The organism is Amycolatopsis oliviviridis, from assembly GCF_014654365.1.
Lineage (GTDB): Bacteria > Actinomycetota > Actinomycetes > Mycobacteriales > Pseudonocardiaceae > Amycolatopsis > Amycolatopsis oliviviridis.
In genome coordinates this window covers 627104-647785 of the sequence record NZ_BNAY01000005.1, presented here as the reverse complement: position 1 = coordinate 647785, position 20682 = coordinate 627104, and the positions used below count along the sequence as shown (strand labels likewise).

Genomic DNA, 20682 nt, shown 5'->3' with positions numbered 1-20682 from the left:
CCGAGGCGGGAGGATGGTCCGGTGATCTCCGTCGACGCCCACCGTGAGACCGTCACCGGCCTGCTCGGAAACGCCCCCGTCATCCGCCTCCCGCTCGCCTCCGCCGCCGGGCTCGTCCTGGCCGAGGACGTCCTCGCGGGGGTTTCGCTGCCGCCGTTCGACAACTCCGCGATGGACGGGTACGCCGTCCGCGCCGAGGACGTCTCGAACGCTCCGGTGACGCTGCCGGTCGCCGACGACATCCCTGCGGGCCGGGTCGAGATCGCGAAGCTGGAGCCGGGTACCGCTCACCGGATCATGACCGGCGCCCCGTTGCCGCCCGGCGCCGACGCGGTGGTGATGGTGGAGCACACGGACGGCGGTGTGACAGACGTCCGGATTCTCAGGACAGCCGTCCTGGGCGCGCACATCCGGCGCAAGGGCGAAGACGTCGTCGAGGGCACGTTGGCGCTTTCGGCCGGGACGGTGCTGGGCCCGGCGCAACTGGGGCTCGCGGCGGCCGTCGGACTCGCCGAGGTCCCCGTGCGCAGGCCGTTGAAGGTGCTCGTCGTGTCCACCGGTACCGAACTCGTCGACGCGCCGGAACCGTTGCGGCACGGGCAGATCTACGAGTCGAACAGCATCATGCTGGCGTCCGCGATCCGCTCGCTCGGCTGCGAGGCGGAGGTCGTGCGCAGTGTCGTCGACGACGTGGACGAGTTCCGCGCGGCGATCGAGCCGCGGCTGGCGGACGTCGATCTGCTGGTGACCTCGGGCGGGGTCAGCGCGGGCGCGTACGAAGTGGTGAAGGACGCGCTGACCGGGCAGGGCGTGGAGTTCCGGAAGGTCGCGATGCAGCCGGGCGGGCCGCAGGGCTGCGGCCGGTGGAACGGCGTGCCGGTGGTGACGCTGCCCGGAAACCCGGTGAGCGTGCTCGTCTCGTTCGAAGCGTTCCTGCGGCCGGCGTTGCTCGCGGCGATGGGGCATACGGGCGTGGACCGGCAGAAGGTGCGGGCCCGGCTGACCGAGGCGATGAAGTCCCCCGCCGGACGGCGGCAGTTCCGGCGGGGCTTCTACACGCATTCCGAGGGCGAGGTCACCGGGATCGTCGGACCGCGCGGCGGGCCGGGCTCGCATCTGCTGGCGTCGTTCACGCAGGCGAACTGCCTGATCGTGCTGCCGGAGGACGTCGACTCGGCGGAGCAGGGCGACGAGGTCGACGTCCTCCTGCTCTGACCTGCGTTTAGCGGGCTAAACGCGATCCTCCGGGAAATCGCGGCGACGGCCGACCGGCGTGAACAGCAGGGCGAAGACGGCGACGACCTCCAGTCCGGCCATCAGTGCGAGCGTCTGCCGTACGCCGGCGATCTCCCCCAGGAGCCCGCCGAGCAGACCGCCCAGCGCGATCGCGCCGAGGCTCAGCATGGACATGCTCGCGGTGACCCGGCCGAACATCTCCGCCGGGACGTAGCGCTGTTTGAAGGTGGCGTTGAGGACGTTCGAGCCGACGACCCCGGCGCTGATCGAGAATCCGGCGACGACGAAGAAGGCGAGTCCCCAGCCGCCGTTCGCCAGCGGGCCCAGCACCATCATCAGCGATCCGGCGCCCTCGCAGAGCACGAAGGCGCGCGCGGTGCCGATCCGCGCGGCGAGTTTGCCCGACAACGCGGCGCCGAAGATGCCGCCCGCGCCGACGAGCGCGAGCACGAGCCCGGCGGTCCCCTCTCCCACGCCGAGATCGCGGACGAGGAACACGACCTCGATCGACTGGTAGCCCATGAGCGCGACGTTCGAGACAGCGCCGAAGACCGCGAAGACACGCAAGTACGGGTCGCGGACGACGAAAGCGAGGCCGTCGCGGATCTCGTCCCGCAGCCGCGAACGCGTCTTCGCCGGGCGTTCGGGCTCGCGGTACCGGATGGATCGCAGGCACAGCGCCGAGATCCCGAAACTGACGGCGTCGGCGAGCACCCCGGTGACCGCGCCGAACCCCTGCGCCAGCAGACCGGCCAGCCCCGGTCCGCCGATCTGCGCGGCGGATTCGCTGCCCTGCAGCTTTTCGTTGGCTTCCTGAAGCTGTTCCTTGTCGACCAGCGAAGGCAGGTACGCGCGGTACGCGACATTGAAGAACACCTTCGCGGCGCCGCCCGCCAACGCGACGACGAGCAGCTGGGTCATCGTGAGCAGGCCGAACCACGCGGCGACCGGGACGCTCAGGAACACCAGCATGGAGAAGGTGTTGCACGCCAGCATGATCGGCCGTTTCGGCCACCGGTCGACCCAGGCGCCGGCGGGCAGGCCGATCAGCAGCCACGGCAGCCAGGCGGCCGCGGTCAGCAGGCCGACGGCGAACGTGCTCGCCTGGAGGGCCACCACCGCGACGAGCGGCAACGCGACGACGGCGATGGAGCTGCCGAGCACGCTGGTCGTCTCGCCGGTCCACAGCAGCCGGAAGTCGCGGGAACGCAGCAATCCGCCGCGTTCGCGGACGCTCACGGCCGGGCCGGGACGGCTCGGGTGGAGATGAAGACGGGACGGCGTTCCTGGCCGTCGTCGGGGAGCTCACGACCGCTGTAGGACTTGATCAGCTCATGGACCTTCTGCTCCAGTTCGGCCAGTTCGGCGACGGACATCTTCGCCCAGCTGTCGGTGGCGAAGGCGGCGCGATGCCACTCCTCGGGGTAGGTCTCGCGCTCCGCGAACCATTGGCGCGCCATGGAAACCTGGCGTTCGAGGGCAAGGGATTCGGCGGCGGCCGCGACCGGGTCGTCGGGGAAGTCCGACGGCGACCAGGAAACCGCGTATCCCACCCGGCGCCACCAGCGCTCACGCCGGTCGCGGGCGAGCTCCGGAGCTTCTTCGACCAGATCACTGGCGGCCAGCACCTTCAGGTGGTGACTGACGTTCCCGACCGCCTGCCCGGTCCGCTCGGCGAGCACGGACGCCGTGCACGGGCCGTCGAGGCGGAGGACGTCGAGCAGGCGGCGGCGCAGCGGGTGCGACATCGCGGCGAGCACCTTGGAATCGTGGATTTCGTGGACTTCACGGTCGGCCATGACGCACAACAGTAGTTGCACAAGAGTTCTTGTACAAGTGTCGTTGTGCGCTACTCCATCCGGGTCGGTAGCCTCGGGGTATGGGTTTCTTCTCGTGGATCGTGTTCGGCGCCATCGCCGGATGGCTGGCCAACGTCGTGGTGGGCGGCCCGGACCGGCGGGGCGGCTGCCTGTTCAGCATCCTGGTCGGCGTGCTCGGCGCGGCGCTGGGCGGTTTCCTCTATCGGCTCGCGACGGGCACCGAGCGGTCCTTCGAATTCGACTTCCCCAGCTTCGGCGTCGCCATTCTCGGTTCGATCGTGCTGCTCGCCCTGCTGCGGCTGGTGCGCGGCTCCGGGCGGAACGACTCATATCGCCGATGACCAGCGGAGTAACCGTTGGTAACGGTTTACTCGCGACCGGTGATCATCGGCGTTCGGCGCACTAGAGTGGGACGTTCGCTCAGTTCCAGCGGCCGCGGCCGGGCGCATGTGCCGTCGGGGGGCATATGCGTCCGGACGCCCGCGCTTCGGCGATCAGCGAGGCGGCGCGGACGGGGTCGACGAGTGAAGGCATGGGCGCCGCCGAAATGTCCCTCTTCCAGGCTCGGAACAGCTCGGCGAGTCGCTCGCCTGCGGGGTCCGGGCTGGCGGGCATTCGCGGGTCCTCAAGGTCGGCTATCGGCATCAATTACCTAGAGTTATCGCTTATTTCCACCTTCCGTTACCGGGATGTGGTCCCTCCCACCCGGCCCGGGGAAACCCTTCCGGGGGAGGCCACGGCCCGGCCCCGGACAGGGCGGTAGCGTGGTGGCTCTTCCTGTCCCGACCCCCCGACACGAACTGCGGTGAACCCGACCAATGAGCGGCAACCGGCCGGAAGCCACTGGTAACCCCCTCGCGCACGCCGTGAAGCTGGCCCGCGAGACCGTTCCGCCGATGCACCCGGCCGGCAGGCCGTTCGTGTTCGGCGGTCTCGCCGCGACACTGGTGCTGCGGAAGTTCTCCAAGCGCCTCGGTGTCGTCGGCGCGCTCGCGACGGCCGCCACGGCCGCGTTCTTCCGTGAGCCCAAGCGCGTCCCGCCCGCCCAGTCCGGCCTCGCGGTCGCGTCGGCCGACGGTCTGGTCTCGCTGATCGAGGAGGCCGTGCCGCCGCCCGAGCTGGGGCTGCCCGCCGAACCGCGGATGCGGGTGAGCGTGTTCCTGTCGGTGTTCGACGTGCACGTCCAGCGGATCCCGGCGTCGGGCGTGATCGAACGGGTCGCGTACCGGCCCGGGAAGTTCCTGTCCGCGGACCTGGACAAGGCGAGCGAGGACAACGAGCGCAACTCCGTGCTCATGCGCACCGAAGACGGCCACGAGCTCGTCGTGGTGCAGATCGCCGGCCTGGTGGCGCGGCGCATCCTCTGCGAGATCCGCGAGGGTGACAAGGCCGTCGTCGGCGCGACGTACGGCATCATCCGCTTCGGCTCGCGAGTCGACCTGTACCTGCCGCCGGGCAGCAAGGTGCTCGTCTCGAAGGGCCAGCGCACGATCGGCGGCGAGACCCCGATCGCGGAGCTGCCCGCGGCGCCGCACCCGGAAGGCTGATCCATGGTCCGCGTGACCACTCCCGGTGTCCGGCTGCTGCCGAACGCCATCACGGTGCTCGCCCTGTGCGCCGGTCTGTCGTCGGTGCAGTTCGCGCTGATCGGCAACTATCCGATGGCGATCGCGTCGATCGGGATCGCCGCGGTGCTCGACAGCCTGGACGGCCGGATCGCGCGGCTGCTGGACGCGACGTCGAAGATGGGGCAGGAGCTCGACTCGCTGTCCGACGGCATCTCGTTCGGTGTCGCGCCCGCGCTGGTGCTGTACGTGTGGCACGCGGAGGGCGAGCGGATCGGCTGGGTGGCGTCGCTGATCTTCGCGGTCTGCATGATCCTGCGGCTGGCGCGGTTCAACACGCTGATCGAGGACACCGAGCAGCCGCCGTACGCGGGTGAGTTCTTCGTGGGCGTGCCCGCGCCCGCCGGTGGCCTGCTGGCGATGCTGCCGCTGATCCTGGAGCTGCAGTTCGGGCAGGGCTGGTGGTCGCACCAGTACACGGTGTGGGTGTGGACGATCGCCGTCGCCGCGCTGCTGATCAGCCGGATCCCGACGCTTTCGCTGAAGACCGTGAAAGCGCCGCCGAAGGCGATCGCGCCGCTGCTGGTCGGGGTGGGCCTGCTGGCCGCCGCGATCATCCAGTTCCCGTTGGTGGCGCTGGCGATCGCGCTGGTGCTGTACCTGGCGCACATCCCGTACTCGGTGTACCGGCAGCGCTGGCTGGCCAGCCACCCGGAGGCGTGGATGGCGCCGCCGCGGGAACGGCGCGCGATCCGGCGTTCTTCGAGCAGGCGGCGGCTGGGCCTGCGCCCGCCGCTGCGGCGCGTGGTGGCCGGTGCCGCTCAGCGTGTCCGGCTGCAGCGGGGCGAACAGCACGTCGCGCGGGCTCCGCGCACCCTCACCAGCGACAAGGACCGGGACGGCAGCCGGGGCCCGCGACGCCGCTCATGGCGGCGAATCGGCCTCCGGAAACGCTGATCCCCGGCCGATTTCCCGCCGAGCCCACACCCCCAGCCCCCCCGCCCGTCCCTGGGGGACGGCCCCGCGCCCAGCGTATCGGGGGTATCCGACGGGGCCTGGGGAAACGGGGGCGGGGAGCGGGACTTGTCCACAAGTGGGTGAACCTGTGGACAACCTGGGGGCAAACGCGAATATCGCTCACCCGCCCGCCGGGTCCCGGACGTTGCGAAAGCCACGTTCGCAACGTTGAAGGTTGCGAACGTGGCTTTCGCAACGCGCCCAGAGCGCGACATCTGCCGTCGCGTACACGACCCAGCGCGACTTCGCCCCGGCCGCCCCGGCGACCCGCCCGCGAGATCCTGTCCTTCGACCGCTGGGAACGGTCCGCGTAGATAGGGTGGCGGGGTGAGCGCACCCCAGATCACGCTGACCGTCCGGCACACCCCGTCCGCCTTGGACTCCCGCCGCGGCGTCGTCCGGCTGCACCCCGAAGTCCTCGACGCGCTCGGCCTGATGGCCTGGGACGCGGTCCGCGTCACCGGCGCGCGGGTCAGCTCGGCGCTGGCCGCCCCGTCGGACGCGGCGGGGATCCCGGGCGTGATCCTCCTCGACGACGTCACGATGTCGAACCTCGGCGTGACCGAGGGCTCGGAGGTGGTCGTCGCGCCGGCGGAGGTGTCGGCCGCGAAGACGGTCACCGTGGCCGGCTCGCGGATCGCGAGCGTGTCGCTCTCCCCGCACACCCTGCGGCTCGCCCTGATCGGCAAGGTGCTGACCGTCGGCGACGCGGTTTCCCTGCTCCCCCAGGACCTCGCGCCCCCTCCGGGCTCCGACGTCCCCGCCGTCCGCGGCCAGCTTTCCCGCGCCATCGGCATGACGTGGACGAACGAGCTGCTCACCGTCACCGCGACCGAGCCGTCGGGCCCGGTCGCCGTCGGACCGTCCACTGTGGTCAGCTGGCGCGACGGCGCCCGCACCGGCGAGGCCGAGCCCGCCACCGCCCCGGCCCGTGCCGGGACGACGCTGGTCCGCAGCACACCCGCCACCCCGCACGAGGATTTCATCGACGCCGAGATCGTCGAAGACGAGCAGATCGACGAGGTCGCCGAGGAGGCCGTGCCGCCCCTGTCGGATCTCGCCGGATCCGAATCGGCCGCGCGCAAGCTCGCGGAGTGGTTCGACCTGGCGTTCCACCGCCCGGAACTGCTGGCCAAGCTCGGGACGTCGGCGCATCTCGGGGTCCTGCTGTCCGGACCGGAGGGCGTCGGGAAGGCGACGCTGGTCCGCGCCGTGGCCCAGGCCGAGAAGGTGCGGGTGGTGTCGATCGCGGCGCCGAACATCGCCGTCCTCGACCCGAACGTGGCCGCCGCGCGGCTGCGGGAAGCGATCGAGCAGGCCACCCGCGACGACGATCCCGCCGTCCTGATGATCACCGACATCGACTCACTGCTCCCCGCGTCCCAGCCGCCACCGCTCGCGACGGTCGTCCTCGACGACCTGCGCAAAGCCTTGCGCAACAAGGGTTTCGCCGTCGTCGCCACCACCGGGCGGGCCGAGTCGGCCGATCCGAGGCTGCGCGCCGCCGACCTGCTCGACCGAGAACTCGGCCTCCCGCTCCCGGACGCGAAGACCCGCACGGAACTGCTGCGCGTACTCCTGCGCGAAGCCCCGCTGGAGTCCGGCGTCGACGTGGGCCCGATCGCCGAACGCACCCCCGGCTTCGTGGCCGCCGACCTCATCGCGCTCCGCCGGGACGCCGCCCTCCGCGCCGCGCTGCGGCAGCGTGAGGCCGACGAGCCGCGGATCTCCCAGCAGGACCTGCTCGACGCGCTGACCACCGTCCGCCCCATCTCGATGTCCACTTCGGACAATCTGGCCACCGGCGGGCTGACCCTCGACGACGTCGGCAACATGACCGACGTCAAGCAGTCGCTCACCGAGGCGGTGCTGTGGCCGCTGCGCTACCCGGACTCGTTCGCCCGCCTCGGCGTCGATCCACCGCGCGGCGTGCTGCTGTACGGGCCGCCCGGTGGCGGCAAAACGTTCCTGGTCCGCGCGCTCGCGGGCACCGGCGCGCTGAACGTCTTCGCGGTCAAGGGCGCCGAACTGATGGACAAATGGGTCGGCGAATCCGAGCGCGCGGTGCGGGAGCTGTTCCGCCGCGCCGCCGAGGCCGCGCCGTCGCTGATCTTCCTCGACGAGATCGACGCGCTCGCCCCGCGCCGCGGCCAGTCCTCGGACTCCGGCGTGTCGGACCGGGTCGTCGCGGCCCTGCTGACCGAGCTGGACGGGGTCGAGCCGATGCGCGAGGTCGTCGTGCTCGGCGCGACGAACCGCCCTGAGCTGGTCGACCCGGCCCTGCTGCGGCCGGGACGGCTGGAGCGCCGCGTCTACGTCCCGCCGCCGGACGCGCACGCGCGTGAGGCGATCCTGGCCGCCAGCGCCAAGAACACGCCGCTAGCGTCCGATGTGGACTTGGCGGCGTATGCGGCCACTTTGGACGGTTACTCGGCGGCGGACTGCGCGGCGCTGATCAGGGAGGCCGCGCTGACCGCGATGCGGGAGTCGCTGGAGGCCAAGGAGGTCACCGCCGCGCATCTGACGAAGGCGGCGGAGACGGTGCGGCCGTCGCTCGACCCGGCGCAGCTCGCGGCCCTGGAGTCCTACGCGCAGGCTCAGGTCTGAGGTACATGAAGGCCCCCTTCCTTGCGCCTGGCGCAAGGAAGGGGGCCTTCATGTACTGCTAGGAGCCGTCTTTGTCGTTGGCGTCGTAGTCCTTGGTGAGGATAACGATCAAGCCTTGCGCGGCGTCTTGAATCTCCTTGAACCTCGGCTGGGCTTCGATGCCGAACTCCAGCGCCAGCGCCTTCGCCGCGGCCTCCTCGTCGGTGTTCGGCCGGTAATAGGCCGCGGACTTCGGGAGCGCACCCTTGTACGGGCCGACCTCGGTGACGTTCCAGCCGGAGGCGCGGAAGTCGTTCGCAGCCCGCTCGGCGAGCCCCGTGATCATGCTGTTGTTGTAGACGCGCACGGTCACCCACTTGTGCGATGCCTGCTGGTCGCCACCGGGCTGCCCCGGGCCCGGCTGACCGGTCTGGCCGGGCTGACCCGGCTGGCTCCCGGGCGGCGCGGAGCTCGCGGGCGCGCTCGACGGCGGTGCCGACGAGGCGGGCGGTGAGCTGGCCGGAGGCGTGCCCGACGGCTGGGGTGACGGCGGGGTGGCGCCGTCCGAGGTCGCGGGGGGCGTACCGGGCGGCGTGGCGGTGTCCGAGTCACCGCCGCCGCTGGTCAGGGTGATCCCGCCGATCACGGCGGCGATCACGGCGACACCGACCAAGGCCAGTCCGGCGGCCTTCATCGGCCGGGACAGACCCGAAAACAGACTCATGAGAGATCGATCCCCAGTCGCCGGGCCGCGCGGTTGCGCTGCCGGGCCGCTCGCGTCTTGCGCAGGCGCTTCACCAGCATCGGATCGGCCTGCATGGCTTCGGTCTTCTCGAGCAGCCGGTTCAGCAATTGGTAGTAGCGTGTCGACGACATCGAGAAGCGTTCGCGGATGGCCTGTTCCTTCGCGCCGGCGTACTTCCACCACTGACGTTCGAACGCGAGCATGTCGAGCTCGCGCTCGCTGAGGCCGTTCACGGTCTCCGACGGGGACGGCTGGTCGGGCTCAGCCATCGACTCCGCGGCGTCCATCCGACTCCTCGCAATCAGGTCAGTGCTCGGCGGGCGTGAAACCACAGGCTTGTCATTCCGCGGCGCCATTAGACCACGGATGCGGCGCCCGGCCTCGGTATCGGCGTCGGCGCGTCATGGGTAAGGGTCTACCAGAAGGGTCCGACTAAACTGCGCGCGTGACCGTCCATCCCATCGTGATCGCAGGCGAGCCCGTGCTGCACAACCCGACTCGGGAGATCACCGAGTTCGACGACAAGCTGCGCACGCTCATCGACGACATGTTCGAGACCATGTACGCCGCCGAAGGGGTCGGCCTCGCGGCCAACCAGATCGGCCTCGACCAGCGCGTGTTCGTCTACGACTGCCCCGACGACGAGGGCACGCGCCACAAGGGCGTCGTGGTGAACCCGAAGCTCGAGACGTCGGAGATCCCGGAGACCATGCCGGATCCGGACGACGACTGGGAAGGCTGCCTGTCGGCTCCCGGCGAGTCGTACCCGACCGGACGCGCTTCGTGGGCGAAGGTCACCGGCTTCGACGTCGACGGCAATCCGATCGAGGTCGAAGGCACCGGGTACTTCGCGCGCTGCCTGCAGCACGAGACCGACCACCTGGACGGCTTCATCTACCTCGACCGGCTGGTCGGGCGGCACGCGCGCGCGGCGAAGAAGATGCTCAAGGCGAACAAGTGGGGCGTTCCGGGCAACTCGTGGCTGCCGGAGGCGCAGCCCGAGTCCGCCGACGACTGACCCTCTCGCACCTGCCCCCACTGCAATGAAGGGGCCTTTCATAGCAAATTTTGCTATGAAAGGCCCCTTCATTGCAGTCGCGTACGCGAGGGTCAGCAACCCAGGAAGTGACAGCGCACGACCCGAGGCTGCTCGATCACCTTCCCGGCCTGCACCGACCAAGCCAGCCGCAGGTACTGCGCGTGCGTCCACGCCAGCGGCGTCGCGGACGCCGTCGGAGTGCCCGCCGGGAAGCCCGGCTGTCCCGAAGGCGCGTTCTCGTCCCAGACCTGCTCCGGCATGGTGTCCCCGGAGCTGCTGACGCGCCCCAGGTCGCGAAGGCGCTTCGCGGCCGTACCCCGGTCACCGGCGGCCAGGTCGTACTCGCCGCGTTCGCCCGCGAGCAGCGGCCACAGCCGCCCGTAGGTGGTCCGGCTCTCGGCCGGGAACGTGTAGTCCCAGGGTGAGCCGTCGGCCTTCTCGCCGTACCCGTCCTTCGTGTAGCGGTGCCAGAACTGCCCCGTCGGGGTGGTGAACGCGATGTCGGCGTCGGTGACCTTGATGCTGTTGAGGATCACCGGATCGTCGGCCCGGTAGATGCCCAGCCTCACCAGTTCGAGAAAACCGGCGTCCGTCACGGCACGCTGGTCCATGGTCACACTGGAGTTGCCGAGGTTGTACTTCGTGCCGTTGTCCGCGTTGCCGTCCTTGGTCAGCCGGACGAAGTACGGGTCCTTCGACAGCGGACCGTTCGTGGTCACCGTCCAGCGGGCGAGTTTCGCCTTGAACGCGTCGGCAGTGTCGAGATAGCGCTTCGCGTCGGCGGCGGCGCCGTTCGCCTTGGCGAGATCCGCCGCGCAGACCAGCCCGGCGATCACGGCGGCGATCGTCGAAGGCGAGTAGCCGTCCTGTTCCTCCCAGCGTTCCTGCTGGCTGTACGGCGACGCGTGCCCGTTTTCGGCCTTGTAGGACAACAGGAATTCCGCTGCCTTGCGCACACCTTGCCAGGTTTTGGCGTCGGTGCGGCCGAGCTGCTGCGCGAGCACGATCGGCAGCGCGGTCTCGTCGAGCTGGATGGACGTCCAGTACGGCGTGCCGTCGACGTGGCTGTTCTGCGGCAGATGCCCGTCCGGCAGCTGCTGCGTGCCGAACATGTAGTCGACCGACCGGTCGGCGGCGGCGCGATCGCCGGCGGCGAGCAGGCCGGTCGCGATCTGATAGAGGTCACGCGGCCAGACCAGGTGATACGTGCCCGACGGCGACCACTCGGGGTCGTTGTTCCCGAACCGCCACGGCATGCTCGGCGACGCGATGAGCGCCCCCTGGTGGATCTTGTCCTCGCTCGCCGCGAGCATGAGCACGGACGCCTGGTAGAGGTCCCGCTCCTGCTTGGTCTTGAGCGACGACGGCGCGTCCTTCACCTGGCGGAGGTACTGCTTCCAGCCGCGGTCGTACGCGCGGGCCGTGTCGGCGAATCCGCGTCGCAGCGAGGCTTTCGCGTTCGTGAGCGCGTCGGACCCCTTCGCGCCCATTCCGAGCGAAAGCGTGAAGTCCCGCGACCGGACCCCGTCGGCGGAGGTCTGCCCGGTGACCAGCACGTTGCCCTTGGCCGCGGTCGCGTAGTCCTTGAGGGTGAAGGACTTCGTCAACTGCGTGATGCCGTCGGAGGAACCCGAGTAGCCGACGGAAGTCCGCGAGAACGCCGGTTCCGCGGTCAGCGCGGCCGCCGTCTTCGCGTCGGAGGACACCGCGCTCGTGCCGTCGGTGCGCGCGGAGTCGTCGGAACCCTCGTTGGTGAGATCGGGATCCGCGACCGCGTACACCTGGTACGGGCTGCCGGTCAGCGAAACGAAGTCGACGTCGATCAGCACGCTCGCGCGCGCCGGGTCGGTGACGTAGGTCTTGCGGAGCTTCCAGCGGCGCTGGTCGTCGGTGATCGTCTGTTCGTAGGTGAGGCCCTCGGTGCGGCGCACCCGCTGTGCCTTGGCCGAGGAATCGACGGTCGCGAAGCTCTTCCCGTCGGTGACGACGAGGTCGAGCGCCCGGACGCCCGGCGTGGACAGATCCGGGTAGTAGACCTCGGACATCCGGCCGCCCTGCAGGGTGAACCAGACGTTGCTCGCCCGTTCGCGAGCGGTGCCGAAACCCGTCTTGTCCGCCGGGAGCCAGCTCGGATGGGCGCCGGGCGCTCCTGGCGCCTCACTGCCCTGGGCCGCGGCCACCGCAGGGACCAGCCCCGCGATCAGCACGCCCGCCAACGCCGGGAGCATGAGTTTTCGCATCTTCACCCCAGACTTCTGTAACGGTGCAGAACCTCCGGATTCTGTCGTGAATCCCGTGCAGGCACAGGACCCGAACCGGTGAACCATCAACGCTGTCGACTTGTCGTCACACGATCCACCCCGAGGCGGGTTGATTGCGGCGGCCCCGGCGTGGCATGGTCGGGGCACAACCAAACAACCGCGGGAGCTCGCGCCATGGCGGGCTGAGAGGGCGGCTGGAGTCTTTCTAGAAGACCCGGCGCCGCCGACCGCATGAACCTGACCGGGTAATGCCGGCGTAGGGAGTGAACGTCGTTGACGACTCTTGAGAACGAGTCTGCCATCACGCCGACCGTCACCACCGGACCGATCACCGGTTCGCGGAAGGTCTACCACCAGACGGAATCCGGTCTCCGGGTCCCCGCGAGGCGGATCGATCTTTCGAACGGCGAGCATTTCGACGTTTACGACACTTCCGGCCCGTACACCGACGACGACGCGCAGATCGATGTCCACAGTGGACTGCACCGGCTGCGCGCCGGCTGGGCCGACGGTCGTGAGCACAATACCCAGCTGGGCTGGGCGAAACAGGGCGTCATCACCCGCGAGATGGAGTACGTCGCGGCACGCGAGCGCTGCTCGCCGGAATTCGTGCGGGACGAGGTCGCGCGTGGCCGCGCGGTGATCCCCGCCAACCGCAAGCACCCGGAGACCGAGCCGATGATCATCGGCAAGAACTTCCTGGTGAAGATCAACGCCAACATGGGCAACTCGGCCGTCTGGTCCTCGGTGGAGGAAGAGGTCGACAAGATGGTGTGGGCCACCCGCTGGGGCGCCGACACGATCATGGACCTCTCCACCGGCAAGCGGATCCACGAGACGCGCGAATGGATCGTCCGCAACTCGCCGGTCCCGGTCGGCACCGTGCCGATCTACCAGGCGCTGGAAAAGGTCAACGGGGAGCCGGAAAAGCTGTCGTGGGAGGTCTACCGCGACACCATCATCGAGCAGTGTGAACAGGGTGTCGACTACGTCACCGTGCACGCCGGGGTGCTGCTGCGCTACATCCCGCTGACCGCGCGCCGGGTCACCGGCATCGTCTCGCGCGGCGGCTCGATCATGGCTGCGTGGTGCCTCGCGCACCACAAGGAATCCTTCCTGTACACCAATTTCGCGGAGCTCTGCGAAATCCTGCGCGAGTACGACGTCACATTCTCCCTCGGCGACGGCCTGCGTCCCGGCTCGATCGCCGACGCGAACGACCGCGCGCAGTTCGCCGAACTGGAGACCCTGGGCGAGCTCACGCACATCGCCCGCGAGCACGACGTCCAGGTGATGATCGAGGGCCCCGGCCACGTGCCGATGCACAAGATCAAGGAGAACGTCGAACTCGAGGAGAAGCTGACCGGCGAGGCGCCGTTCTACACCCTCGGCCCGCTCGCGACCGACATCGCGCCGGCGTACGACCACATCACCTCGGCCATCGGCGCGGCGCAGATCGGCTGGTACGGCACGGCGATGCTCTGCTACGTCACGCCCAAGGAGCACCTGGGCCTGCCGAACCGCGACGACGTCAAGACCGGCGTCATCACCTACAAGATCGCCGCGCACGCCGCCGACCTCGCCAAGGGGCACCAGTACGCGCAGGAGTGGGACGACGAGCTTTCCAAGGCCCGCTTCGAATTCCGCTGGAACGACCAGTTCAACCTGTCGCTGGACCCGGACACCGCCCGCGCGTACCACGACGAGACCCTGCCCGCGGAACCGGCGAAGACGGCGCACTTCTGCTCGATGTGCGGGCCGAAGTTCTGCTCGATGCGCATCACCCAGGACGTCCGCAAGTACGCCGAGGAACACGGACTGTCCACTGTGGAGGCCATCGAGGCGGGCATGTCGGAGAAGTCGACCGAGTTCGCCGAGCAGGGCAACAAGGTGTACCTGCCGGTGGTCAATCAGTGACAGCGACACCCCGGACCGCCCTCACCATCGCCGGATCGGATTCCGGTGGTGGTGCGGGCATCCAGGCCGACCTGCGGACCTTCTTCGCCAACGGGGTGCACGGGATGGTCGCGCTCACCGCGGTCACCGTGCAGAACTCGCTGGGCGTGCAGGGCTTCAGCGAGATCCCGGTCGACGTCGTCACCGGCCAGATCAAGGCCGTCGCCGGGGACATGGGCGTCGACGCGGCGAAGACCGGGATGCTCGCGACGGCCGAGATCATCAACGCCGTCGCCAAGACGCTCGACGAAGTCCACATCGGACGGCCTTCGGGCACGCCGTTCGTCGTGGATCCCGTCGCTGCTTCGATGACCGGGCACGCGCTGCTGCGCGAGGAGGCGCTGGAGGCGATCCGCACCGAGTTGTTCCCGCGCGCCACGCTGATCACGCCGAACCTCGACGAGGTGCGACTGCTGACCGGCGTCGACGTGACCGGCCCGGCGTCCCAGCGGGAGGCGGCGGAAGCGCTGCTGGAGTTCGGTTCGGAGTGGGTGCTGGTCAAGGGCGGGCATCTCGACGCGGCTCAGGATTGCGTGGACCTGTTGTCCGACGGCACTTCCTGGGTCGAGCTGAGCGGGCCGCGGTTCGACACGCGGAACACGCACGGCGGCGGGGACACGATGGCTTCGGCGATCACGTCTTCGCTGGCGAAGGGGGCCGATGTGCCGACGGCGGTCGCCGAGGGGAAACGGTTCATCGAGCGGTGTGTGGCGGAGTCGTACCCGCTGGGCGCGGGCGTCGGCCCCGTCTCGCCCTTCTGGCGCCTGAAGTAACGCATTTCGTCCTCTGAATGCGGTCCTTGCGTGAGCAACGATCGCATTCAGAGGACTAAATGCGTCAGCCGACGGGCTCCATCACCCGCGAGTCGTAGCCCTTCCGGGATTCGAGGATCCCGTCGAAGTTGGCGACCGACCATTCGCTGACCGCCATGAGCAGCGTGCTCGCGCTCGAACCGCGTTCGGTCAGCGCGTACTCGACGGTCGGCGGCGTGGTCGGGAAGACCGTGCGCGTGACCAGGCCGTCGCGTTCGAGGGCACGCAGGTTCTGGGTCAGTATCTTCTGGCTGATCCCGCCGACCGCGCGGCGCAGTTCACCGAACCGGTGCGGCCGCCGGGACAGCGCGCCGAGCACCAGCGCGGTCCACTTGTTGGCGAGCAGATCGAGGACGTCGCGGCACGGACAGTTCCGCAGATAGATGTCCCACGGCGATTCCGGCACTTCACAGGTAGTTTCCATCAGGTACCTAGTTTACCTTTAAGTGCCTTCTGGCGAAAAGTGACCATGCAGCCGAACATGGAAAGCACCAACAACGGAGGAGCTTTCGATGCGCGTCGTGACCCAGCAGCGGCTTGGTGGCCCTGAAGTGCTGGAGGTGACCGAGACCGACCGTCCGGCCCCCGGTCCGACGGAGGTGCTCGTGCGGGTGCGCGCCGCCGGGATCAACCCGGTCGACTGGAAGACCCGGGCGTACGGCGTCTTCATGGGCGAGCCGCCGTTCGTCCTCGGCTGGGACGTCTCCGGGGTCGTGGAAGAACTCGGCGTCGGCACGACCCACTTCGCCGTGGGCGACGAGGTCCTCGGCTTCCCGTGGTTCCCCCGGCAGGCCGGTGGTTACGGCGAATACGTGACCGCGCCCGCCCGCCAGTTCGTGCGCAAACCCACCGCGTTGAGCCACGAGCAGGCCGCCGGGCTGCCGCTCGCCGGGCTCACCGCGTGGCAGGGCCTGGTGGACATCGCCGACGTCCGGCCAGGGCAGCGCGTGCTGATCGACGCGGCCGCGGGCGGCGTCGGGCACCTCGCCGTCCAGGTGGCGAAGGCGCGCGGCGCGTACGTCCTCGGCACGGCGAGCGCCGGGAAGCACGACTTCCTCCGCGAGCTCGGCGTCGACGAGCCGATCGACTACCGCGACGAGAACGCGACGGCGTCCGGCGTGGACGTCGTGTTCGGGCTGGTCGGCGAGGAGAGCGACCTCCGCTGGCTGGACGCGGTGAAGCCGGGCGGCCTGCTCATCGCGGTCCCCGGTGGCGTGAGCGAGGCCGTCGCCGCCAAGGCCGGAAAGCTCGGCGTGCGGACGTCGGGGATGCTCGCCGAACCCGATCAGCTCGGCCTGCTGGCGCTGACCGAACTGATCGAGAAGGGCGAACTGCGCGTCCACGTCGAGCAGACCTTCCCGCTGGCGGACGTCGCCAAGGCGCACGAAGTCGGCGAAGGCGGCCGTGTCACCGGGAAGCTCGTCTTGACCGTCTGACCCCACGCATTTAGTCCTCTGGATGCGGTCCTTGCGTGCGCGACTACCGCATCCAGAGGACTAAATGCGGGGCTTCACGTGCGGATAGTGAACTAGCCGCGCGGAAGGACCAGCGGAAGCACAGTGGTCAGCCCCGTCCAGTCCGAGGTCAGCACCGACGCGTGGTTCTTCGCCAGCAGAGCCGCCCGCGCGCTCGCCTCCTCCACGGACGGCGCACGGGAATCGATGGCCGGCGCGACCTTGTGCGCGTCGGTCATCACCACGTAGTAGTGGTTGTCGTCGTACCAACCTGGCCCGGTCTGCGTGAGGAACGTGTTCGCGTCGCCGTCGAAGACCACGAACCACGGCCGCAGCCCGGTGTCGGCGTACTTCGTCCGCGGGTCACCGGGCGCCGCGCCGTGCACCGTCGGGAAGATCTGCGCCTCTCCGACGCGGCCCGCGTCCTTGAGCGACCGCAGGTACCGCGCGTACTCGACGTCGGTCTTGAGCGTGTCCGTCGGATTGCCCTCTTCGACCGTGCCGGGGATGACCTCGATGATCACCTTGCCCCGCAACGCGTCCAGCGAAGGCCAGTTGTCCGCTTTGGCCGGGTCGTCGAGTGTCGCGTAGCCGCCGAGCAGGTCCGCCGGACGGAAGACCGCGCTGCCGAGATGTGCCCGGATGGACGCGTCGAGTTCGTCCGGGCCGAGGCCGCGGTTGTCCGCGAACCCGGTCTTCATCTCCAGTTTGAGCGTGACCGGTTCGCTGTCCGGATGCGCGCCCAGCCAGACGCGGATGTCGTCGAGGCAGTGTTCGAGGTTCTTGTTCCGCCCACCGGAGTACAGCTGCGACGGCGTACTCGCCGCGACGCAGTTGTTGTTGTTCCCCAACGGGTTCGAGTGACTCACTTTCCATTCGCGAGTGATGATGTTCGGCCAGACGTCGAGCTCGATCAGCGAGGTACCGGCGTCCAGCGAGCGCGCCAGATAGTCGTAGGCGCCGGTCTCGTAGGTGTTGTGGACGCCGACCGTGGTCACGTGGGAGACCTTGGCGGCCTCGGCGTTCGCGACCGTTCCGGACAGCGAAGCCGCCACGATCACGACGGCGAGGGATACCGCGGGAGGAGTTTCATCCGAGCCCTTTCGCACGCGGGAAGTGCACTGGCTCACACACTGTGCCACCGTGATCAGGTGCGGCCGAACCCCTGTTGATCCAAAAGGACCAGTCGGGAAAATGAACTCATGAGCGAGAACCCGAGCCCGCCGTCGGCGCTGACCATCGCGGGGTCCGACTCCGGCGGCGCCGCCGGCCTGCAGGCGGACCTGCGCACGTTCCTCACCTGTGGCGTGCACGGCCTGGTCGCGGTCACCGCCGTGACCGTCCAGAACACCCTCGGCGTGCACGACCGCACCGACATCCCGGCGCATATCGTCGCCGGGCAGATCGAGGCCGTCGCCGCCGACATGGGCGTCAACGCGGCCAAGACCGGCATGCTCGCGTCGGCGGAGATCATCCACGCCGTCGCCGCGGCCTGCGACAAGGCCGAGATCGGCCGCGACGCCAAGGTGCCCTTCGTGGTCGACCCGGTCGCGGCGTCGATGCACGGGCATCCGCTGTTCGACGAGGCCGGGCTGGTGGCGCTGCGCGACGAGCTCCTGCCGCGCGCGACCGTCCTCACGCCGAACCTCGACGAGGTCCGCCTGCTGACCGGCATGACCGTGACCACCCGCGAACAGATGCACCAGGCCGCGGTCGTCCTGCACCGGCTCGGGCCGAAGTACGTGCTCGTGAAGAGCGGCCATCTCGTCTCCGACCCCGAATGCGTCGACGTGCTCTTCGACGGCTCTACGTTCGTCGAACTGCCGGGCGAGCGGTTCGCGACGCAGCACACGCACGGCGCCGGGGACACCATGGCGTCGGCGCTGACGGCCGGTCTCGCGAAAGGGATGTCCGTCGTGGAGGCCGCCCGCTACGGCAAGTGGTTCGTCTCACAGGCGGTCGAAAACGCCTACCCCATGGGCGCGAAGGTCGGTCCGGTTTCGGCGTTTTGGCGGCTTGCACCGGAGCACTGAGTACCCGGCCGGTTACGATCTGCCCGAAACGGGCCAACGAACAAGGGTGGGGCGTGTCCGGACGCGAGCGGGTGGCCAAATTCGTCGAGGCCCGCGCATTCCAGAATTTCATCATCGCGGTGATCGTCTTCAACGCCGTCACGCTCGGCCTGGAGACCTCGACGAGAATGCTCGCGGAGTACGGGCGGCTGCTGCATACGGTCGACTACGTCGCGCTCACGATCTTCGTGCTCGAACTCGCCGCGAAGTTCTACGCCTATCGCGGGAAGTTCTTCCGCGATCCGTGGAACATCTTCGACCTGCTCGTGGTCGGCATCGCGGTGATCCCCACGACCGGTCCGTTCGCGGTGCTGCGGGCGTTGCGGGTCCTGCGGGTGCTGCGGCTGATCTCGGTCGTGCCGTCGATGCGGAAGGTCGTCACCGGTCTGCTCGCGTCGATCCCCGGGATGGCGTCGATCGCCGCGCTCCTCGCGCTGATCATCTTCGTCGCGGGCGTGATGGCGACGAAGCTGTTCGGCGCGATCTCGCCGGAGAACTTCGGGGATCTCGGCACGTCGCTGTTCACGCTGTTCCAGGTGATGACCGGCGAGGCGTGGCCGGACATCGCCAAGGAGATCATGAAGGAAGCACCCATGGCCTGGGTGTTCTTCGTGGTCTACATCCTCGTGTCCAGCTTCGCGGTGCTGAACCTCTTCATCGCCGTCGTGGTCAGCGGGATGGAGGACGAGCTTCGCCAGGACATCCGCGAGGAAGAGGCGAAGCAGACCGAAGCCCAGGCTCGGGCGAACACGGAGATCCTGGACGAGCTCCGCGCCCTTCGTGCGGAAGTCGCGGAGCTACGTCAGAACGTCTAGCGATCGTCGTCCGCGATAAGGGCTTCGAGGGCGGGCAGGGCCGCCGCGAGCGCCGCCTGGTGCTCCGGGGTCAGCCGGTCGAGGCGCGTGCCCAGTTCGCGTACCCGCGTCGAACGGACGCCGGAAACCAGCCGCTCGCCCTCTTCGGTGGCCTTCGCGAGCCAGGCCCGCCTGTCGATCGGGTCCGATTCACGGCTGACGTAGCCCGCTTCGACCAGCGAAGCGACGATCCTCGACATGGTGGCCGCGGCGACGCCTTCCTTCGCCGCGAGATCACCCAGACGGAGCTGTCCGTAGTTCACGAGCGTCGCGAGCGCGGAGATCGCACCATGGCCCGGTCCGGGCACACCCGCCTGGCGCAGTGACCGTGACAATCGGCCCACCGCCAGGAACAACCTGCCCGAAACATCCTGGACCGCTGACGTGGTCACCACTGGCTCCTCTGGGTACACGGCGGCGGGTACGCCGCCGGAGAGTGCCGTCAACCATACGGGCTCCCCGTGCGTACTCCCGGTTAAGGCCGTGAACCGTACAAAAGGGTTATCGAGGCGGACTCGAAGCGTGTGCCCAGAACCGCTGGGGGATCCGGCCCGCGCCGGCGGCCAGCCGGCCCGCGGTGACGGCGGCGCGCATCGCCGAAGCCATCCGCTCCGGATCCGCGGCCCTGGTCACGGCGGTCGAGAGCAGGACGGCGTCGCAGCCGAGCTCCATCGCGAGCGTCGCGTCGGAAGCCGTGCCGATCCCGGCGTCGAGGATCACCGGGACGCCCGCGCGCGACACGATCAGCTCGATGTTGTGCGGGTTCCGGATGCCGAGACCGGTGCCGATGGGCGCGCCGAGCGGCATCACGGCCGCGCAGCCCGCCTCCTCCAGCCGCAGCGCCAGCACCGGGTCGTCGTTGGTGTAGGCGAGCACGGTGAAGCCGTCCGCGGTGAGCTGCTCGGCCGCTTCGAGGGTCTCGAACGGGTCCGGCAGGAGCGTGCGGTCGTCCGCGTGGACCTCAAGCTTGACGAGGTCAGTTTCGAGGGCTTCGCGGGCGAGCCGGGCGGTGAGAACCGCTTCGGCGGCCGTCCGGCAGCCCGCGGTGTTGGGCAGCAGCCGGATGCCGAGCCGCCGGAGCAGTTCGAGCACACCGGAGCCGCCTTCGGCGTCGGCCTTGCGCATCGCGACGGTGGTCAGTTCCGTGCCCGACGCGACGAGCGCGCGTTCCAGCACGGCGAGGTTCGCCGCGCCGCCGGTGCCGATGATCAGCCGCGACGAGAGCTTGTGCTCGCCGATGACGAGGTGGTCGCCGTCCATGCCGG

20 protein-coding genes are annotated in these 20682 nt (G+C 69.4%); 11 read left to right on the top strand and 9 right to left on the bottom strand.

The window, feature by feature from the left end; all coding sequences use genetic code 11:
• Positions 1–21 precede the first annotated feature (21 nt).
• Positions 22–1215 (top strand): molybdopterin molybdotransferase MoeA, encoded by a 1194-nt coding sequence (gene moeA, locus IE302_RS24760; protein ID WP_191256841.1) that lies wholly within the window; start codon positions 22–24, stop codon positions 1213–1215.
• Positions 1216–1230: 15 nt separating this feature from the next.
• Here the strand turns inward: moeA and IE302_RS24755 are convergent, their stop codons facing one another.
• Positions 1231–2475: an MFS transporter gene (locus IE302_RS24755; protein WP_191256840.1), complete on the bottom strand. Its 1245-nt coding sequence runs from the start codon at positions 2473–2475 to the stop codon at positions 1231–1233.
• Complete coding sequence (locus IE302_RS24750; protein WP_191256839.1) at positions 2472–3035, bottom strand: ArsR/SmtB family transcription factor; 564 nt, start codon at positions 3033–3035, stop codon at positions 2472–2474. The genes IE302_RS24755 and IE302_RS24750 overlap by 4 nt, the downstream gene beginning before the upstream one ends.
• A gap of 80 nt (positions 3036–3115) precedes the next feature.
• Here IE302_RS24750 and IE302_RS24745 point away from each other — a divergent pair, with 80 nt between their 5' ends.
• The 4 genes from IE302_RS24745 (at position 3116) to IE302_RS24730 (ending at position 8245) form a co-directional block, all read left to right on the top strand.
• A complete protein-coding gene (locus IE302_RS24745) occupies positions 3116–3397 on the top strand; it encodes a GlsB/YeaQ/YmgE family stress response membrane protein (protein ID WP_191256838.1) in 282 nt (93 codons plus the stop codon).
• A 477-nt stretch (positions 3398–3874) separates the two neighbouring features.
• Positions 3875–4603: a phosphatidylserine decarboxylase gene (locus tag IE302_RS24740; RefSeq protein ID WP_191256837.1), complete on the top strand. Its 729-nt coding sequence runs from the start codon at positions 3875–3877 to the stop codon at positions 4601–4603.
• A 3-nt stretch (positions 4604–4606) separates the two neighbouring features.
• The gene (gene pssA / locus IE302_RS24735; RefSeq protein WP_191256836.1) at positions 4607–5578 is read left to right on the top strand and encodes a CDP-diacylglycerol--serine O-phosphatidyltransferase; all 972 of its coding nucleotides are present in this window, start codon (positions 4607–4609) and stop codon (positions 5576–5578) included.
• Between the two features lie 387 nt (positions 5579–5965).
• On the top strand, positions 5966–8245 hold the full coding sequence (locus tag IE302_RS24730) for an AAA family ATPase (protein ID WP_191256835.1): 2280 nt from the start codon (positions 5966–5968) through the stop codon (positions 8243–8245).
• A 58-nt stretch (positions 8246–8303) separates the two neighbouring features.
• On the opposite strand, the gene IE302_RS24725 is transcribed toward IE302_RS24730, so the two are convergent.
• Positions 8304–8948 (bottom strand): LytR C-terminal domain-containing protein, encoded by a 645-nt coding sequence (locus tag IE302_RS24725; RefSeq protein WP_191256834.1) that lies wholly within the window; start codon positions 8946–8948, stop codon positions 8304–8306.
• Positions 8945–9256 carry a DUF3263 domain-containing protein gene (locus tag IE302_RS24720; protein WP_005160574.1) on the bottom strand — a complete coding sequence of 104 codons (312 nt, stop codon included), beginning with the start codon at positions 9254–9256 and terminating at the stop codon, positions 8945–8947. Before IE302_RS24720 ends, IE302_RS24725 begins: the two co-directional genes overlap by 4 nt.
• Positions 9257–9414: 158 nt before the next feature.
• On the opposite strand from IE302_RS24720, the gene IE302_RS24715 reads away from it, so the two are divergent.
• Positions 9415–9987 (top strand): peptide deformylase, encoded by a 573-nt coding sequence (locus tag IE302_RS24715; protein WP_191256833.1) that lies wholly within the window; start codon positions 9415–9417, stop codon positions 9985–9987.
• Positions 9988–10079: 92 nt separating this feature from the next.
• Here the strand turns inward: IE302_RS24715 and IE302_RS24710 are convergent, their stop codons facing one another.
• Positions 10080–12248: a glycoside hydrolase family 15 protein gene (locus tag IE302_RS24710; protein ID WP_191256946.1), complete on the bottom strand. Its 2169-nt coding sequence runs from the start codon at positions 12246–12248 to the stop codon at positions 10080–10082.
• A gap of 294 nt (positions 12249–12542) precedes the next feature.
• Between IE302_RS24710 and thiC the strand changes: the two genes are divergently transcribed.
• Positions 12543–14186 carry a phosphomethylpyrimidine synthase ThiC gene (gene thiC, locus IE302_RS24705; protein ID WP_167406268.1) on the top strand — a complete coding sequence of 548 codons (1644 nt, stop codon included), beginning with the start codon at positions 12543–12545 and terminating at the stop codon, positions 14184–14186.
• The gene (gene thiD / locus IE302_RS24700; protein ID WP_191256832.1) at positions 14183–14998 is read left to right on the top strand and encodes a bifunctional hydroxymethylpyrimidine kinase/phosphomethylpyrimidine kinase; all 816 of its coding nucleotides are present in this window, start codon (positions 14183–14185) and stop codon (positions 14996–14998) included. The genes thiC and thiD (IE302_RS24700) overlap by 4 nt, the downstream gene beginning before the upstream one ends.
• A gap of 64 nt (positions 14999–15062) precedes the next feature.
• On the opposite strand, the gene IE302_RS24695 is transcribed toward thiD (IE302_RS24700), so the two are convergent.
• Entirely contained in the window at positions 15063–15461 is a 399-nt protein-coding gene (locus IE302_RS24695; protein WP_191256831.1) for a winged helix-turn-helix transcriptional regulator, read from the bottom strand.
• 88 nt (positions 15462–15549) lie between these two features.
• Between IE302_RS24695 and IE302_RS24690 the strand changes: the two genes are divergently transcribed.
• A complete protein-coding gene (locus IE302_RS24690; RefSeq protein WP_191256830.1) occupies positions 15550–16473 on the top strand; it encodes an NADP-dependent oxidoreductase in 924 nt (307 codons plus the stop codon).
• Positions 16474–16565: 92 nt separating this feature from the next.
• Here the strand turns inward: IE302_RS24690 and IE302_RS24685 are convergent, their stop codons facing one another.
• Entirely contained in the window at positions 16566–17552 is a 987-nt protein-coding gene (locus tag IE302_RS24685) for a phosphatidylinositol-specific phospholipase C domain-containing protein (RefSeq protein ID WP_229907924.1), read from the bottom strand.
• A gap of 141 nt (positions 17553–17693) precedes the next feature.
• Here IE302_RS24685 and thiD (IE302_RS24680) point away from each other — a divergent pair, with 141 nt between their 5' ends.
• Both thiD (IE302_RS24680) and IE302_RS24675 read left to right on the top strand, forming a co-directional pair.
• Complete coding sequence (gene thiD / locus IE302_RS24680) at positions 17694–18524, top strand: bifunctional hydroxymethylpyrimidine kinase/phosphomethylpyrimidine kinase (RefSeq protein ID WP_191256828.1); 831 nt, start codon at positions 17694–17696, stop codon at positions 18522–18524.
• Between the two features lie 53 nt (positions 18525–18577).
• Positions 18578–19378, top strand: a complete 801-nt coding sequence (locus IE302_RS24675) for an ion transporter (protein ID WP_191256827.1) — start codon at positions 18578–18580, stop codon at positions 19376–19378.
• Here the strand turns inward: IE302_RS24675 and IE302_RS24670 are convergent.
• Positions 19375–19809, bottom strand: coding sequence for a MarR family winged helix-turn-helix transcriptional regulator (locus tag IE302_RS24670; protein WP_191256826.1), 435 nt, complete (start codon positions 19807–19809; stop codon positions 19375–19377). The genes IE302_RS24675 and IE302_RS24670 overlap by 4 nt on opposite strands.
• 109 nt (positions 19810–19918) lie before the next feature.
• Positions 19919–20677 carry a thiazole synthase gene (locus IE302_RS24665; protein ID WP_191256945.1) on the bottom strand — a complete coding sequence of 253 codons (759 nt, stop codon included), beginning with the start codon at positions 20675–20677 and terminating at the stop codon, positions 19919–19921.
• Positions 20678–20682: the final 5 nt, after the last annotated feature.

Excerpts from the sequence above, each read along its gene's own strand:
- IE302_RS24750 (WP_191256839.1), bottom strand. The coding sequence starts at position 3,035 with ATGGCCGACCGTGAAGTCCACGAAATCCACGATTCCAAGGTGCTCGCC.
- IE302_RS24745 (WP_191256838.1), top strand. The coding sequence starts at position 3,116 with ATGGGTTTCTTCTCGTGGATCGTGTTCGGCGCCATCGCCGGATGGCTG.
- IE302_RS24740 (WP_191256837.1), top strand. The coding sequence starts at position 3,875 with ATGAGCGGCAACCGGCCGGAAGCCACTGGTAACCCCCTCGCGCACGCC.
- pssA (WP_191256836.1), top strand. The coding sequence starts at position 4,607 with ATGGTCCGCGTGACCACTCCCGGTGTCCGGCTGCTGCCGAACGCCATC.
- IE302_RS24725 (WP_191256834.1), bottom strand. The coding sequence starts at position 8,948 with ATGAGTCTGTTTTCGGGTCTGTCCCGGCCGATGAAGGCCGCCGGACTG.
- IE302_RS24720 (WP_005160574.1), bottom strand. The coding sequence starts at position 9,256 with ATGGACGCCGCGGAGTCGATGGCTGAGCCCGACCAGCCGTCCCCGTCG.
- IE302_RS24710 (WP_191256946.1), bottom strand. The coding sequence starts at position 12,248 with ATGCGAAAACTCATGCTCCCGGCGTTGGCGGGCGTGCTGATCGCGGGG.
- IE302_RS24695 (WP_191256831.1), bottom strand. The coding sequence starts at position 15,461 with ATGGAAACTACCTGTGAAGTGCCGGAATCGCCGTGGGACATCTATCTG.
- IE302_RS24690 (WP_191256830.1), top strand. The coding sequence starts at position 15,550 with ATGCGCGTCGTGACCCAGCAGCGGCTTGGTGGCCCTGAAGTGCTGGAG.
- thiD (WP_191256828.1), top strand. The coding sequence starts at position 17,694 with ATGAGCGAGAACCCGAGCCCGCCGTCGGCGCTGACCATCGCGGGGTCC.
- IE302_RS24665 (WP_191256945.1), bottom strand. The coding sequence starts at position 20,677 with ATGGACGGCGACCACCTCGTCATCGGCGAGCACAAGCTCTCGTCGCGG.